The following is a 15,175-nucleotide window of genomic DNA, read 5'->3' as shown; positions in this document are numbered from 1 at the left end:
AGCGACAAAATCACGGCTTGAAAATGGCCATTCAGCCATTGAATCTGCCACGCAGCGCGGCGTTGAGGCCTTCGCGCACACGGGCCTCGACGAGCCGCGCCGTCTTCTTGCGGTCGGTGGCCGCATCGAACGGGACAGCCTCACTGATGACCACCTCGACATCGAGCGCGCCGTCGCGGATGACGCGCAGCATATGCGGCCCCAGCGCCACGTCGCCGGGCCAGCCCGCGACCGGCCGGTGGTAGCGTCCCATCGGCATGCCGTGGATGCCGGTATAGGCGATCGACACCGGCTGGATGTTGACCCTGCCTTCGGGCGTGAACGGCAGCGCGGCGCTTGCCGCACCGAACAGCGAGGAATTGAACGGCATCACCCGGTTGCCGTCCGACGTGGTTCCCTCGGCGAACAGCACCACCACTTCTCCCGCCAGCAGCCGGCTGGAGACTTCAGAAATCTGGTCGCCGGTCTTGCGCCGGACCTCGCGCTCAACGAACACCGAGCGCTGCAGCCGGGCGAGCCAGCCCAGCACAGGCCAGGTGCGGACTTCCGACTTGGCGATGAAGACGACGTCGGCAACCGATCCGAGGACCAGGATATCCTTCCACGAGACGTGATTGGCGACCATCAGCAGCGGCCGGTCCGGTGACAGGCTCCCCCTGACATGCACTTTGAGGCCGATGATCCGGCACATCGTCCGATGCCACCAGCGCGGCAACCGCCGCATGACCGAATGGCCAAATCCAAGCGCGATCAGCTGTACCGGCAGCAGCACCAGCGTCAGGGTCAGGAAGGCCGCCAGAACGAAGGCAATGCGCAGGCCGGCGATCATGGGCGGACCGGCAAGGCTGAAAAACAGACGAAATCCGGCATCGGGGCGCTATTTCTTGTCGGGCTTGATCGGAATTCCATAAAGTTCCAGCCGGTGATCGACCAGCCTGAAGCCATGTTCACGGGCAATGCGCTCCTGCAGCGCCTCGATCTCCGGGGAATGGAATTCGATCACCTGGCCGGTGCGCAGATCGATGAGATGGTCGTGATGTTCTTCGGGCACCGTCTCGTAACGCGAGCGGCCATCGCGAAAATCATGCCGCTCGATGATGCCGATGTCCTCGAACAGTTTCACGGTGCGGTAGACGGTGGACATGGAAATGCGCGAATCAACCAGCACGGCACGGCGGTGCAGTTCCTCGACGTCGGGATGATCATCGGCGCCATCAAGCACACGCGCAATGATCCGGCGTTGCTCGGTCATGCGCATGCCGCGTTCGGCGCATCTGTCTTCCAGGGATTTCTGCTCGTCCATCGCCTGCCCCGCCGGTTGATGTGGAGAGGTTATGCCGGCGATACCTTAGCCGACGATCCCCTGCGGACTAACGAAGATCGCGGCGCATGACAAGCGCCGTCGTGCTCGGCGCGCCTTGCTGTGAATAATAGGCGCGCCGCTCGCCGACCTGGACGAACTCGAGCTTGCGGTACATCGCAACCGCCGCCGTGTTGGTTTCGTCGACCTCGAGGAACATCTCCTCGGCGCCGCGCCGCTTTGCCTCCTGCATGGCGCTGCGCATCAATCGCCACCCCAGACCGGCGCGGCGCTGTTTCGGCGAAATTCCGATCGACAGGATCTCGGCCTCGCCCGCCGCTTCGCGCGACAGCACGAAACCCGCGGCCGCATCGCGGGACCGGCCCTCCGGGCAGGCCAGAAAGCCGAAGACGGATTGCTGGGAAATCAGGCTCTCGAATTCGCCGTCGCCCCAGGCGCGGGCAAAGGCCTCGCCATGAATGCGCGAGGCGGTGCGCGCATCCTGCATCTCGATGGACAGGATCAGGCATTCGGGCTGACGCGAGAACAGACTGAAGACCATCAGACCACTGCCTCGTGCGGCAGCACGAAGCCTGCTTGCGGCTTGGCGTCGGCATCGCGAAGATAGCGTGGCTCGGCCGGGTTGGCGGCGGGATCGAGGCCAGCGGCGAGACGGGCCACGTCGTCGATCTCCGGGGCGACGAGGTCGCCAACGATGCCGGCCGCGAGGGCGTTGTCGATGTCGGCCAGCAGTGCCGCGCCGCTGCCGGTGATGGCGCAACCGTGCTTAAGAGCCAGCGCGGCGGCGGTCTCGGGCGAGAGTTCGCAGGCAGGCTCGACGATCGCGCCGCGGGCATCGACGATGATGGCCCAGACGTGACTGCGCCTGGCGTCGAGCACGGCCATTGTGGCTTTTCCGTTCCGGCACGCGGCGGGGACGGCGATGGCTTCCAGCGAGCCGACGCCGACAACCGGTACCCCGAGCGCAAGCGCCAGGCCGCGCGCGAAGGCGACGCCCACCCGGATGCCGGCAAAGGAGCCGGGGCCGATGGTCACGCCGATGCGGTCGACCCGGGACAGGTCAACGCCGGCATCCGCCAGCACCGATTGAAGTACGGCCGGCAATTGCTCGGCATGACCGCGGCCGATGTCCGGACTGGCGGATGCCAAAATGCTATCCGCGCCCGCGTCATAGAGGGCGACGGCACAAAACCTTGCGGAACAATCAATGGCGAGCGTCAGCACCGGGCACATCCATGGCAAAGGGCCATGCGGACAGCGCATGGCAACCTGTTGCCGATGTTCATAGGCACAGCGGCAGGCGCGGTAAAGGCCGAGTGCGTCAGACGGCTTCGACTTCGCGCACTTCCGGCACGAAATGCTTGAGCAGGTTCTGGATGCCGTGCTTGAGCGTGGCGGTCGACGACGGGCAGCCGGCGCAGGCGCCCTTCATGTGCAGGAACACCTTGCCGTCGCGGAAACCGCGGAAGGTGATGTCGCCGCCATCCTGGGCGACGGCGGGGCGGACCCGGCTTTCGAGCAGTTCCTTGATGGTGGCGACAATGGTCTCGTCGCCGGCCTCGAAGAATTCCTCGTCGGTCACCGGGGCGCCGTCATTGCCGGCGGCCATGATCGGCGCTCCGGACATGAAGTGCTCCATGATGGTGCCGAGAATGGCAGGCTTGAGGTGCTGCCAGTCGGGTCCATCCTTGGTGATGGTGATGAAGTCATAGCCGAAGAACACCCCGGTGACGCCGGGAATGCCGAACAGCTTGGCGGCGAGCGGGGAAGCCGGGCCGGCCTCGTCGGCGTCGCGGTAATCGGCGGTGCCCTGATCCATCACCACCTTGCCGGGCAGGAACTTCAGGGTCGCGGGATTGGGGGTGGATTCGGTCTGGATGAACATTGTCGGTCTCCCTGCCTGGTGCGTTGACCGGCCAGTTTAGAATTCTTCAAAACAAGATAAGCCTCGAGAGCCTCGCAATCAAGGGCGGATATGGCTTAGAGCATCGTACGATGCTCTAACTCAGCGCGTCGATTTCGTCATCGGACAGGGCGTCGGGGATGACGGTGACCGGAATCGGGAAGGCTGCGCCGCGTCCGGCGATGGAGGCGACAAGCGGCCCGGGGCCATCCTTGGCGGAGCCGGCGGCCAGTACCAGGATGGCTATATCCTGGTCTTCCTCGATAACCGCGTGGATCTCCTCGGTGGTCTTTCCCTGCCGGATCACCACTTCGGGATCGATGCCGATGATCTGGCGCATCTTCTCGCTGGCCTTGGCAAGCGTCGCCTCGGCCTCTTCCATCGCCTCGGCGCGCATGATTTCCTCGACACCGAGCCAGTGCTGGAAATCGCCGGGCTCGATGACATAGACCAGAACCAGTCCGCCGCCGGAATTGTAAGCCCGCATCCCTGCGTAGCGCATGGCGCGCTCGCATTCCGGCGTGTCATCGATGACTGCGAGGAACTTGCGGCGGTGGCCGGCCTCGCGTGAACGTCTTCTTGATACCATGGGCGGGACAATGCCATCAGAGCGGGCTGTCCCGCAAGTGCGATTTTGAGACTCCCGCGGGCGCCCTCGCCAAGCCGTCCCGACAGGGGCGCGCGGCCTGGCAGCGGCCCCGGGCCGGTGCCTAGACGAAGCCGATGATTTCGCGAACGTCGGCCATGGTCTTTTCGGCAATGACGTTGGCGCGGGCGCTGCCTTCCTTGAGGATTGCATCGATGTGGCTCGGATCGTCCATCAGCCGCTGCATCTCGGAGGTGATCGGCCCGAGAACGGCGACCGCCAGCTCGACCAGGGCAGGCTTGAACACCGAGAACTGCTGGCCGGCATATTCTTCCAGCACATCCTTGCGGGTGCGGTCGCTGAGCGCGGCATAGATGCCGACGAGGTTCTGCGCCTCGGGGCGTCCTTCGAGCTCCTCGAGTGTTTCCGGCAAGGGTGCGGGATCGGTCTTGGCCTTGCGGATCTTCTTGGCGATGGTGTCGGCATCGTCGGTAAGATTGATGCGCGAGAGGTCCGACGGGTCGGATTTCGACATCTTCTTGGTGCCGTCGCGCAGGCTCATGACGCGCGGCGCCGGCCCCTCGATCAGGGGTTCGGTCATCGGGAAAAAACCGGAGATCTTTTCCTCGCCGACCATCATCTCGACGCCGAGACCGGCGGCACGGATGCGGTCGGAGAAATCGATGTTGAACTTCTGCGCGATGTCGCGGGCGAGTTCGAGATGCTGCTTCTGGTCTTCTCCGACCGGCACATGAGTGGCGCGGTAGAGCAGGATGTCGGCGGCCATCAGGCTAGGATAGGCCAGCAGCCCGAGCGAGGCATTTTCGCGGTCCTTGCCGGCCTTGTCCTTGAACTGGGTCATGCGGTTCATCCAGCCGATGCGCGCGACGCAGTTGAAGATCCAGGCCAATTCCGCATGGCCGGAGACCGCCGACTGGTTGAAAACGATGTGCTTTACCGGATCGATGCCGGAAGCGATGAACGCCGCGGCAATAGAGCGGGTCTGGCCCTTCAGGTCCTCATGGACGAGCTGCGCGGTGATCGAGTGCATGTCGACCACGCAGAAGATGCAGTCGTGCTGCTCCTGTAGAGCCACGAACTTGCGGATGGCGCCAAGATAGTTGCCCAGGTGCAGATTGCCGGTCGGCTGGACACCGGAGAAGACGAGCGGCTTGAAAGTGGCGGACATGATGTACTCCCCGCCGGGCTTGTGGAGGGCCCGGATACCTCGTTGAAATCGGGCGGGGTTATGCGGCTGCAGCGATGTCAGGTCAAGAGGCTATCAATCCGGGTGGTCCCAGCCTCAGGCCTTTTTGCGGCGTCTGAGCACCCGGGCGAATTCACCCCGGTCGAGCGCACCGGTGGCAAAGGCGAAACCGAAATAGACAACGGCAGCCGCGGCCACCGTCAGCAGCACCGAGGCCAGCCGGACCGGAAGCGACGCGTCGAGCAGCAGATGCGGGAAGCTTGCCTCGGCCCACCACAACAGCGCGCCCATCAGCGCCGCGCCGGTGACGATGAGCACGATGCGGCGAATTGTGACAGCAGCGGGCCGGAATAGGTCGCGCGCCACCAGCTGCTGGCCGAGATAGAGCGCCGAGAGCCAGCCGGCGAGGCTGGTGGCGATCGCCAGGCCCATCACGCCCAGACGCGGAAACAGCAGCAGGCTGCCGGAAATGTTGACGACGACCGACAGGGCCGAAGCCCACAGCGGCGTGCGCATGTCCTGGCGGGCATAAAACACCGGCGTGAAGATCTTGGTGAGCACGAAGGCCGGCAGGCCGATGGAGAAGGCGGCGAGGACCTGGGCCGTGACGATCGTTGTGTCCCGGCTGAAGGCGCCGCGTTCGAACACCAGGGCGATGATCGGCTCGGGCAGCAGCGCAAGGCCGAAGGCGGCAGGGACGGTGATCGCCATGCCGAATTCCAGGCTGCGGTTCTGCAGGTATTGCGCTTCCTTCATGTCGCCGGCCTTGAGCGCGCGGGCCAGTTCGGGCAGCAGCACGACACCGATGGCAATGCCGATGACACCCAGCGGCAGCTGGTTGAGGCGGTCGGCATAGTTGATGACGGCAATGGCGCCGGCCTCGGCCGAGGCGATGATCTGGCCGACCAGCAGGTTGATCTGGGTGATGCCGCCGGTCACGGCCGCCGGCAGGGCCAGCCACAAAAGGCGCCTGACGGCCGGCGTCAAGCGCGGACGGACGAAACCGATACTGAAGTTCGCGCGCCGGAGCGCCCAGACCAGCAGGCCGAGCTGCAGCACTCCCGACACGGAGACCGACCAGCCCAGGACCTTGCCGATATCGGGCGCCGCCAGGCTAAGGTACCCCGACGCCGCCAGCCCCGCCACCAGAACCACGTTGAGCAGGATCGGCGCCAGCGCCGCGAGGAAATAGCGCCGCAGCGAATTGAGGATACCGGCCAGCATCGCCACCAGGCTCATGGCGGCGAGATAGGGGAACATGATGCGCGCCAGCAGCACGGTGAGATCGAATTTCTCCGGGTCCGATGCGAATCTCGGCGCGATGACGGTGCCGACAAGGAACGGCATGAAGATCATCGCCAGGGCGGACAGCACGAACAGCGACAGCAGCAGAACCGAGAGAACCTGCTCGGCGAATTTCTTCGCTGCCGCCTGCCCACCACCCTCGATCTCGCTCGCAAACAGCGGCACGAAGGCCGCGTTGAACGCGCCCTCGGCAAACAGCCTGCGAAACAGGTTGGGGAAGCGGAAGGCAGCATAGAAGGCATCGGCGACCGGTCCGGCGCCGAGAAAAGCCGCGATCATCGCCTCGCGGACGAAGCCCAACACACGGCTCGCCATGGTGGCGCCGCCGACGCTGGCGAATTTTCCGATCAGGCTCATGCCGGGGTCTTGCCCCGCCGCGCCGAGCCCTGCGGCGCGATCATTCCCGGAGGCATCTTGTCCCGCACCTCGTCCTCTTCCTTGGCAAGCACGGCCTTGAGCCGGGCGACGATGTTGGTCTGGCGATTCTCGTTGGTGATCTTCTGGCCGACCAGATCGCGAACATAGAACGTGTCGACGACCTTTTCGCCAAAGGTGGTGATGTGAGCCGAAGCGATGTCGAGCGACAGATCCGACAGTACCGAAGCGACCTCCGAGAGCAGGCCGGTGCGGTCAAGACATTCGATCTCGATGACGGTGAACTTGTTGGACAGCGTGTTGGAAATCGTCACCTGCGGCTTGATGATGAACGGCCGCTTCCTGGTCTTGCCGCGGGTCTTGCGGGCAATCACCTCGGGAATGTAGGCCCGGCCGGCCAGCACATCCTCGATCATGCGGCCGACCGAGGCGCCGCGCCGCAGTTCGTCCTCGTCGTCGGGCAGTTCGCGGTTAATCAGGATGGTATCGAGCGCCCGTCCGTCGGAGGTGGTGAAGACCTGCGCATCGGCGATGTTGGCGCCGGCGGCGGCACAGGCGCCGGTAACGATCGACAAGAGCCGCGGATGGTCGGGCGACAATAGCGTGATTTCGGTAATGGCATGGAAGGCATGGGTGCGCACCATGGTGGCGAGCGGCTTCTTCGCCTTGTCGGCCTCGCGGACGAAATTGGCGTGGCGCACCTGCTCCTCGAGCGGCACGGCCAGCAGGTAAGGCTCGTAGTGCAGCTTCAGATAGGCCTTGCGCTCCTTCGGGCTCCAGTCGGACAGCGCCTCGCCGAGTGCATCGCGGGCATGGGCGGCACGCTCCTTGCGCGAGACTTCCGAAAAGCCGCCGGAAAGCATCAGTTCTGTCTCGTAGTAGAGCGTGCGCAGCAATTGCCCTTTCCAGCCGTTCCAGACGCCGGGTCCGACGGCCCGGATATCGCAGACCGACAGGATCAACAGCAGTTTCAGCCGTTCCAGCGTGCGCACCTTCTCGGCAAAATCGCTGATGGTCTTGCGGTCGTTGAGATCGCGGGTCTGCGACACCATCGACATGGTCAGGTGCTCCTCGACCAGCCAGGCAACGAGCTCAGTCTGGTTGGCGGAAAGGCCAAGCCGCGGGCAGAGCTTGCGCGCCACCTTGGCGCCGGCGATGGAATGATCCTCCGGCCGCCCCTTGGCGATGTCGTGCAAGAAGACGGCGACATAAAGCGCCTCGCGCTCCTCGATCCCGGGCATCAGCTTCGAGGCCAGCGGATGCTCGCGTTCACCTTCGCCCTTGTCGATGCCAGAGAGCACCGAAACGGTGCGGATCAGGTGCTCGTCGACCGTGTAGTGGTGATACATGTTGAACTGCATCATCGCGACGATCTTGCCGAACTCGGGAATGAAGCGGCCGAGAACTCCGGCCTCGTTCATGCGCCTCAAGATCACCGCCGGCTGCCGCTTCGAGGTCAGGATCGACATGAACAGCCGGTTGGCTTCCTCGTTTTCGCGCAGCTCCGCGTTGACCAGCCGCAGCGAGCGGGTGACGCGCTTGAGCGCATCGGGATGGAACTCCAGGCCGCGGATGTCGGCCAGGTGGAACATGCGGATGATGTTGACCGGATCGCGCTTGAAGACCTCGGCGTCGGCCAGATTGATGCGGCCCTTGTCCTCGAGAAAGTCGAGCGTGCCGGGAATCTTGCGCGGACGATTGGCAAAGCGGCTGATCACACCCGTTAGCCCCGGCGCCTGCTTGGCCTGCTGGTCCTCCAGCCCGGCGCAGAAGATGCGGGTCAGGTCGCCGACATCCTTGGCGACGAGGAAATAGTGTTTCATGAATCGCTCGACCGCCGACAGGCCGGGGTGATCCTGGTAGCCAAGGCCGGCAGCAATGTCACGCTGGATATCGAAGGACAGCCGCTCTTCGGACTTGCCGGTGAGATAGTGCATGTGACAGCGCACGGCCCAGAGGAAATCCTCGGCCTTGACGAAGAGGTTGAACTCGCGGCGCGACAGCACGCCGAGGCCGACAAGCTCCTCGGTGTCGCGGATGTGGTAGAAATACTTGGCGATCCAGAACAGCGTGTTGAGGTCGCGCAGGCCGCCCTTGCCTTCCTTGACATTGGGCTCGACCAGATAGCGGGTGTCGCCGGCCTTGCGGTGGCGCTCGTCGCGTTCGGCAAGTTTCGCGGCGATGAATTCGGGTCCGGTGCTGTCCACCACCTCGCTTTCGAAGCGGCCGCCGAGGTCATCGAAGAGCGCCCGTTCGCCGCAGAGAAAGCGGGCTTCGAGAATGGCGGTGCGGATGGTCATGTCGGAGCGCGACAGCCTTATGCACTCGTCGACATTGCGGGTGGCGTGGCCGACCTTGAGCCCCATGTCCCAGAGAATGTAGAGGATCCATTCCACCACCTGTTCGGTCCAGGGCGTGTTCTTGTAGGGCAGCACGAACAGCAGATCGATGTCGGAGCCCGGCGCCAGGGTACCGCGGCCATAGCCGCCAACGGCGGTGACGGTCATGCGCTCGGACTTCGAAGGGTTTTCGACCCTGTAGACGTGAACGCTGGCGTAGTCGTAGAGCGCGGCGGTGATGACGTCCTGCAGATGCGAGATCCGCATGGCGCAGGCGGTACCACCGCCATCCTCGAACAGCATGGTGCGGGCGGTCTCGCGGCCGAGCGCGTTGACGCGCTTGACCTCCGCCAGCACGTCCATCCTGGCCTCGTTGCTGGCGCCGCCATGCCTGGCGGCGATGGCGTTGAGCGCCTTGCGCAGTTTTGCCGGATCGACAATCTTGGTGAGATCGAGGTTGTCTTCGGCGGCTTTGAGCATCAAGTTTGTCCTGGTCGCGGTCAGTGGTCCGGCTCAGCGCGCCAAGCCGCGGCTGCTATAGCCTGTTTCGGAGGGAAACGACAGTCCGCCCGAAGCCGGAAGCGGAAAGCCGGCCTGCCGGACCCGGGTCAGGTGGCGATCCGCTCGATGAACCAGTTGGTCAGCCGGGTCCAGACCTCATCCTTCTCCGCGGCATCCTCGACACCGTGCTCGAGATTGGGGTTGTCGTTGACCTCGATGACGAAGACGCCGTCATCGGTTTCCTTGAGATCGACGCCGTAAAGACCGTCGCCCACCGCGCAGGCGGCGCGCAGGCCGGTGTCGAGCACCAGCGGCGGCACCTGCGCCAGCGAGAACGACTTGAAGCCGCCTTCGAGCGGCTTGCCGCCGGTGTCGTGCTTGACGATCTGCCAGTGCTTCTTGGCCATCAGATACTGCACCGCGAACAAGGGCTTGCCACCCAGAACGCCGATGCGCCAATCGAAACTGGTGGGCATGAATTTCTGTGCGATCAGCACTTCCGAATCATGCAGCCAGGCGCCGGCCAGTTCTTTCAGTTCGGCCATTGAGGCAACTTTCTTGACGCCTCTGGAAAAGGAGGAATCGGGCACCTTCAAGACCATCGGGAAGCCGAGCTGATCGGCGGCGCGCTGGAAGTCCTCCGGCCCGATCAGCATCACCGTGTCGGGCACCGGTATGCCGTTGGAGGCCATCAGTTCGTCGAGGTAGACCTTGTTGGTGCAGCGGATCATCGACACCGGATCGTCGATCACCGGCATGCCCTCCTGCTGGGCGCGACGAGCGAAACGGTAGGTGTGGTTGGAGATCGAGGTGGTTTCGCGGATGAACAGCGCATCGAAATTGGCCAGCCTCGGCAGGTCCTTGCGGGTGATCGGTTCGACCGAAACGCCCATGCGCGCGGCAACGCGCGACCAGTGCTTGAGGCTTGCAATCGAGGACGGCGGCAGGGCTTCGTTGGGATCGACCAGGGTGGCAAAGGAGTAGCGCGCAGGCGCCCGCGACTTGGCGTCCTTCCACTGCCGCGCGGTGTAGCGGGCCATGGCCTGAAAGAAGGCCTCGCGGCCCGGCTCATCGAGCTTGCTGATCGGCAGAAGCCCGATCTTGGTGATCGCCGTCCAGTCTCCGTCCTTCAGCGTCAGTTCGAGGATCGGCGCCCGGAACCAGTCGAACAGCAGCCTGCCGAAGCGCTCGAGCCGCGCATCGGTCGAGGTTCCGAAGAATATCCGCAACCGTGACGGCAACGGTTCGCCGCCGTGTTCGCGCAGGCTCTTGTTGAGCGAATCCTCGAGTTCGGGGATGGCATTCTCGTAGAGCTTGCGGGCCGACAGGTCGATGATGGTCTCGACGGACGGGATCACCCGCTGGCCGCGGGCCGCCGCCAGCAGCGAGGCGTAGTAGCCGCGGCTCTGGTAGGCGTAAGAGCGCGACAGGTTGATGATGTTGGGCCGGGCGCCGCGGAACAGCTCGGGCCGGGCGAGATAATCGCGGGTGGCGAGCACTTTGTGCTTGGTGGCGGCATGATCGAAGCCCGCCAGCGCGGTGGACAGGATGATCCAGTCAGACATGGGGAGACTTTCCCTTGATAAGCACGGCGGCGCGCAGGCCCGTGCGGCCGAAACGGGCGATCCGGTCAAGGACCGCATAGGGGACCGGGATATTGGCGGCGTCGGCCACGGTTTCGCCGACCTCGTCCTCGACCCAGGGATCATGCACGAAAATGTGGCGGCCGTCATCGCCGTGGGCAAGCACCCAGTGGGGAACCTTCTTGCCCATCATCAGGTAGCCGCTGACCAGGATGATGGCAACGTGACCTTCGGCGAGGCGGGCGCGCAGCCAGTCGAGCGTGAAGGCCTCGGTGTGCACCGGCGTGCCGGCTTCGGCAACCCGGGCGCGGAAATCGGTCTGCGCCAGTTCCATCACCCGGCGCTTTTCCGGATCGCGCACCGTTTCAAGGAACAGCAGCTCCTCGGTCGAGCACCAGACCTCGGGATCGAGGCCGTGCTCGCGCGCCACCATGGCAAGACCGAACGGCTCGCAGCCACCTGGCCCCGAGAGCATGAAGACGGTGGTGGCCTCGCGCCAGAGCCGGATTTCCCAGACGGGATCGAGAAATTCCGGTGAGCGGAAGCGGGCGAGCGCCATCAGCAGGCAGCAGGAGCCGCAGGTGAAATCGGTGGACTGTTCATAGAACGGCGTCAGCACATCCGGAGCTTCGGGTCCGCGCAGCAGCTTTTCGAAGCGGAGGGCTGCCATGCCATCGGCATAGTAGTCGGCGACGCGGCCGATACGGCGGTAGCCGGTGGTCTTGTAGAGCGCGATGGCGGGCGCATTGTCCTCGCGCACCTCGAGCCTGAGCAGGATGCGGTCATGCTCCATGGCGGCTTTTTCGGCGGCGGCAAGAAGCGCCCGACCATAGCCCTTGCCGGCATGGCCTGCGGCCACGGCGAGCGAATAAAGCCGGGCAAGAGCCGCACCGGCACGAAACAGGATCATGGCGTAGCCGCGGATCTCTCCATCGGTCTCCAGCACCAGCGTTTCGGCGGTGGGGCGGTCGATCAATGTGCGGAAAGAGCGGCGCGAAATCCGGTCCGCGGGAAACACGGCCTTCTCGATCGCGTCCAGGGCATCGATGTCGGAAAGTGTGGCAGGACGTATCCGCTGTGCGGACATGGGCGTTCCCGAAAGCGAGTGATTACAGCCATTGGCGGCCTGCCCGTGAGGCGCTCGAATCATGGCTGATTTGTGTCGATCTGTCATCCGACACGATGAAATTCGGGCAAGACGGTGGAGCCGGCGTCCACGGGAAAATGTTGACCCGGATGGCCGCAATCCCCACATGGAACCGGCCACCGGTCAGGCACGGCGGGAGAACTCCCGCGCGCACCGACCGGGATGGCGCGCAGATGTTGAAGAAGGGAAGCCGCCGATGATCATTGAAGCCGCCAGACTGGGCGGATCCAACCTGTTCGCACCGGCTTCGCGCTCGGTGCTGTTCAAGTCGCTGGGGCTGACCATCCTTTTGCTGGCCGGACTCTGGTTCGGTCTGGGCGAGGCGTTTTCGGTGTTTGCCATGCCATGGCTCGAAAACCTGCTGCCGGGATTGCCCGACTGGGCCGGATGGGCCGGTACGGTGGCGGCAATCATTGCCGGCGTCGGGCTCGCTCTGGTGCTGGCGCTGTTCGTTGCGCCGGTGACGGCGGCGATGGCCGGCCTGTTTCTCGACGACATCGCCGAGGTGATCGAAACCCGAGACTACCCTGGCGAGACACCCGGCCGGCCGATGCCGCTCGGCCAGTCGATCCGGCAATCGCTCGGATTCTTGCTGGTGGTGGGGCTCGGCAACCTGTTTGCGCTGATCCTGCTGCTGGTCCCCGGCATCAACCTGGCGGCCTTCTTCCTGGTCAACGGCTACCTGCTGGGCCGGGAGTATTTCGAGTTCGCCGCCATGCGCTTCATGAGCCCGGCCGACGCCAAGCGGCTGAGGTCGCGCAACTCGACGACGATCTTCTTCGCCGGCCTGATCATCGCCGCCTTCCTGTCGGTGCCGCTCCTGAACCTGCTGACCCCGATGTTCGCAGCCGGCATGATGGTGCATCTGCACAAGATGATCGCGGGGCAACGGCGTGCTAAGGCCGGGACCGATTAACAGACTTTCTTCTCATGGAGAGAAAGCCCGAAATAGGCCTGATATGGACATAAACGTGGCTTTAGCCGCAACCTAGGCGAAGTTATCTTCGCCGATCTTAAGGCTGTGGACCTGCCTCCGGGCAGTTGCGATGGCAATTCCGTGGCGTCCCGCGACTTTCAGCATCTGAGGTTCCATCACAACAGCTAATCAGCTGTGAGAAACTCGCTCGAAATCCAACCCTTTTTGCCACCCCCAACATCAACGTGGCTCCAATTGCCATTTTGCCCGAGGATTTTTACCGCAGCACCTTTGGGAATTGTCATTAGAATTCTGTTTTTCGTACTTGGCCCCTCGCGAAGGTTAACCGCAGTTCGAGCATGGTTGGTGATGTCTACAGGTGTTTCACTTCCGCCCTCTGGCGAGACATCCTGCAAGCTGGTTTCGATGGTGTTTGGCGACTGGTCAGACAATGGCGGAGTTGGCTCTGTTGTGCGGATACCCGCACCTTTTGGTGATGAACTGGGAGCACGCGGGGACGGGATATCAGCGGACGGTCCCACTTGCTCGAACGCGTCAGGTGCATTTTCAATGGCAGCGAGAGGTTTCGTAGCAACTGCCGAATTGTGGTTTTCGATTACCGTGGCCGCCTCCCTTTTTACCGCAGGGTCGGGAAGAAGAGCTCCAAGCACGGGTAGTCCGACGCCTATCGCAAGCACTATATACAGGAATTTACGAAGCGGTCGGCGTTTCACTGGCACGTGCAGCTCCAGGGAACCGGAAACAGGCTCAATGGGCCGCGCAGGCGGTAGTGAACGCGTGGTCTTTTCTTTGGGAAGGCGAGAGAGAAGATTGCAGCCATCGGCAAATACCGCGGCTTTGCCTGTCTGCGAGAATTCGACGAGTTCGTTGATGCCATTCTTGCTCTGGAAATGGATGGTCTCATAAAGGCAGATCGGGATTTGCCTGTTGTCTCGGAAGCGCCTGTCCGGGCCACCACTTTTGTTGGGATGCTTCCAGGTGTAATCGACAATACGAGCATCGCTTGGCACCCGACCATCTTCGATGAAACGCGAGTCCTGCCAGCGGAGCGTAAGTTCGCCGTATGGCACTGCACCAAATCGTGCTCCGTCCTGAATCAGTACGATATCGGGCATGAAGAATAGCGTCTGTTTGCCTACGCCAAGCGCGGGCGGCGTAACGTTGCTCTTGATGACGGCAGGCAATTGATAGGAGAGGGTAGTCGCGTTCTTCTTGACGAGGTGAGAAGCGCCTGCGTTGCGTTTCCAAGCGGTCAGGTTTGTAACGGCGCCACCCGCTTCAATGTGCCACTTGCCAGCGCAGCCGAGAAGTCCATCGAAACCTTGCGTCAACCGCTTGTAAGCTTCCTCAGCATCGCCTTCGAGATCGTAGTAGAGCACCGTGCTCCGGCGATAGGAATCGAGCCACCCTCCGATTGCCAAGCCCGGAAGGGCAAGAAGTGTCAGAAGCAAGCCGGCACCGCCGAACGCGAAACCGGCGAATATTCCAATTATGATCGCAGACCAGCAAAACGCGGCAGACATCTTAACTTGGCTGCTTTTCTCATTGATTTCATCGAGCAGCTGACCAAAGGTTACATCGCGCATCTGGATGACGTCGCCTGAATCGATTTCGATCATTGCGACGTCGGTTTGGTCGTAAATTTCCCTCGGAATTTCCGGCGCGGTTTCCGCTACCGCCCCGCGCCTTCCGGCCCGTCTGATGGAAGACCTATAATAAAGGCCCCCAACGCCAGCGTGAATGTAGTGCCCCCTTGGGCCTGTTCCTATTCGCAGTCCGCGGACGCCTACAGATACCCCAACGCCGGATTTCGAAAAATTGAATCGAAAAGGCCCTGCAGAAACCGATTTACGGATATAGAACGGCAATGCTTCCCCCCATTCAAAACATGCGATTGAAATCACATGTGGAGATAAGCTTACAGTTGAAAACCATTGCCGTTAAGTCAGAATACCTAGGACTACGGTCTTG

13 protein-coding genes and 1 pseudogene are annotated in these 15,175 nt (G+C 63.1%); 1 reads left to right on the top strand and 13 read right to left on the bottom strand.

Features of this window, described 5'->3' with window-relative positions:
* Positions 1–31 precede the first annotated feature (31 nt).
* The 11 genes from O4H62_RS19425 to O4H62_RS19375 form a co-directional block, all read right to left on the bottom strand.
* A complete protein-coding gene (locus O4H62_RS19425) occupies positions 32–829 on the bottom strand; it encodes a lysophospholipid acyltransferase family protein (RefSeq protein ID WP_269390372.1) in 798 nt (265 codons plus the stop codon).
* 48 nt (positions 830–877) lie between these two features.
* Positions 878–1,303, bottom strand: coding sequence for a Fur family transcriptional regulator (locus O4H62_RS19420; protein ID WP_269390371.1), 426 nt, complete (start codon positions 1,301–1,303; stop codon positions 878–880).
* Between the two features lie 67 nt (positions 1,304–1,370).
* On the bottom strand, positions 1,371–1,862 hold the full coding sequence (locus O4H62_RS19415) for a GNAT family N-acetyltransferase (RefSeq protein WP_269390370.1): 492 nt from the start codon (positions 1,860–1,862) through the stop codon (positions 1,371–1,373).
* Positions 1,862–2,554, bottom strand: a complete 693-nt coding sequence (gene tsaB, locus O4H62_RS19410) for a tRNA (adenosine(37)-N6)-threonylcarbamoyltransferase complex dimerization subunit type 1 TsaB (RefSeq protein ID WP_269390902.1) — start codon at positions 2,552–2,554, stop codon at positions 1,862–1,864. The genes O4H62_RS19415 and tsaB overlap by 1 nt, the downstream gene beginning before the upstream one ends.
* 88 nt (positions 2,555–2,642) lie before the next feature.
* Positions 2,643–3,206 (bottom strand): NifU family protein, encoded by a 564-nt coding sequence (locus tag O4H62_RS19405; RefSeq protein WP_269390369.1) that lies wholly within the window; start codon positions 3,204–3,206, stop codon positions 2,643–2,645.
* Positions 3,207–3,321: 115 nt separating this feature from the next.
* A complete protein-coding gene (locus O4H62_RS19400; RefSeq protein ID WP_269390368.1) occupies positions 3,322–3,813 on the bottom strand; it encodes a universal stress protein in 492 nt (163 codons plus the stop codon).
* A gap of 121 nt (positions 3,814–3,934) precedes the next feature.
* Complete coding sequence (trpS, locus tag O4H62_RS19395; RefSeq protein ID WP_269390367.1) at positions 3,935–4,999, bottom strand: tryptophan--tRNA ligase; 1,065 nt, start codon at positions 4,997–4,999, stop codon at positions 3,935–3,937.
* 114 nt (positions 5,000–5,113) lie between these two features.
* Entirely contained in the window at positions 5,114–6,679 is a 1,566-nt protein-coding gene (gene murJ / locus O4H62_RS19390) for a murein biosynthesis integral membrane protein MurJ (RefSeq protein ID WP_269390366.1), read from the bottom strand.
* Positions 6,676–9,516: a [protein-PII] uridylyltransferase gene (locus O4H62_RS19385; RefSeq protein ID WP_269390365.1), complete on the bottom strand. Its 2,841-nt coding sequence runs from the start codon at positions 9,514–9,516 to the stop codon at positions 6,676–6,678. Before O4H62_RS19385 ends, murJ begins: the two co-directional genes overlap by 4 nt.
* A 128-nt stretch (positions 9,517–9,644) precedes the next feature.
* Positions 9,645–11,102 carry a RimK family protein gene (locus tag O4H62_RS19380; RefSeq protein ID WP_269390364.1) on the bottom strand — a complete coding sequence of 486 codons (1,458 nt, stop codon included), beginning with the start codon at positions 11,100–11,102 and terminating at the stop codon, positions 9,645–9,647.
* Positions 11,095–12,207 (bottom strand): GNAT family N-acetyltransferase/peptidase C39 family protein, encoded by a 1,113-nt coding sequence (locus O4H62_RS19375; RefSeq protein ID WP_269390363.1) that lies wholly within the window; start codon positions 12,205–12,207, stop codon positions 11,095–11,097. The genes O4H62_RS19380 and O4H62_RS19375 overlap by 8 nt, the downstream gene beginning before the upstream one ends.
* Positions 12,208–12,463: 256 nt before the next feature.
* On the opposite strand from O4H62_RS19375, the gene O4H62_RS19370 reads away from it, so the two are divergent.
* On the top strand, positions 12,464–13,183 hold the full coding sequence (locus tag O4H62_RS19370; RefSeq protein WP_269390362.1) for a sulfate transporter family protein: 720 nt from the start codon (positions 12,464–12,466) through the stop codon (positions 13,181–13,183).
* Positions 13,184–13,368: 185 nt separating this feature from the next.
* On the opposite strand, the gene O4H62_RS19365 is transcribed toward O4H62_RS19370, so the two are convergent.
* Positions 13,369–14,823 (bottom strand): SH3 domain-containing protein, encoded by a 1,455-nt coding sequence (locus tag O4H62_RS19365; protein ID WP_430538490.1) that lies wholly within the window; start codon positions 14,821–14,823, stop codon positions 13,369–13,371.
* Positions 14,824–14,925: 102 nt separating this feature from the next.
* Positions 14,926–15,108, bottom strand: a pseudogene (locus O4H62_RS26535) (DUF4236 domain-containing protein); the annotation flags it as partial.
* Positions 15,109–15,175 lie beyond the last annotated feature (67 nt).

It is taken from the genome of Parahoeflea alexandrii (assembly GCF_027214025.1).
Classification (GTDB): domain Bacteria; phylum Pseudomonadota; class Alphaproteobacteria; order Rhizobiales; family Rhizobiaceae; genus Hoeflea; species Hoeflea alexandrii_A.
This window is presented reverse-complemented; position numbering and strand designations above follow the sequence as displayed.

Coding starts and splice junctions, on each gene's coding strand:
- O4H62_RS19425 (WP_269390372.1), bottom strand. CDS start 829: ATGATCGCCGGCCTGCGCATTGCCTTCGTTCTGGCGGCCTTCCTGACC.
- O4H62_RS19420 (WP_269390371.1), bottom strand. CDS start 1,303: ATGGACGAGCAGAAATCCCTGGAAGACAGATGCGCCGAACGCGGCATG.
- O4H62_RS19415 (WP_269390370.1), bottom strand. CDS start 1,862: ATGGTCTTCAGTCTGTTCTCGCGTCAGCCCGAATGCCTGATCCTGTCC.
- tsaB (WP_269390902.1), bottom strand. CDS start 2,554: ATGTGCCCGGTGCTGACGCTCGCCATTGATTGTTCCGCAAGGTTTTGT.
- O4H62_RS19405 (WP_269390369.1), bottom strand. CDS start 3,206: ATGTTCATCCAGACCGAATCCACCCCCAATCCCGCGACCCTGAAGTTC.
- O4H62_RS19400 (WP_269390368.1), bottom strand. CDS start 3,813: ATGGTATCAAGAAGACGTTCACGCGAGGCCGGCCACCGCCGCAAGTTC.
- trpS (WP_269390367.1), bottom strand. CDS start 4,999: ATGTCCGCCACTTTCAAGCCGCTCGTCTTCTCCGGTGTCCAGCCGACC.
- murJ (WP_269390366.1), bottom strand. CDS start 6,679: ATGAGCCTGATCGGAAAATTCGCCAGCGTCGGCGGCGCCACCATGGCG.
- O4H62_RS19385 (WP_269390365.1), bottom strand. CDS start 9,516: ATGCTCAAAGCCGCCGAAGACAACCTCGATCTCACCAAGATTGTCGAT.
- O4H62_RS19380 (WP_269390364.1), bottom strand. CDS start 11,102: ATGTCTGACTGGATCATCCTGTCCACCGCGCTGGCGGGCTTCGATCAT.
- O4H62_RS19375 (WP_269390363.1), bottom strand. CDS start 12,207: ATGTCCGCACAGCGGATACGTCCTGCCACACTTTCCGACATCGATGCC.
- O4H62_RS19370 (WP_269390362.1), top strand. CDS start 12,464: ATGATCATTGAAGCCGCCAGACTGGGCGGATCCAACCTGTTCGCACCG.
- O4H62_RS19365 (WP_430538490.1), bottom strand. CDS start 14,823: ATGATCGAAATCGATTCAGGCGACGTCATCCAGATGCGCGATGTAACC.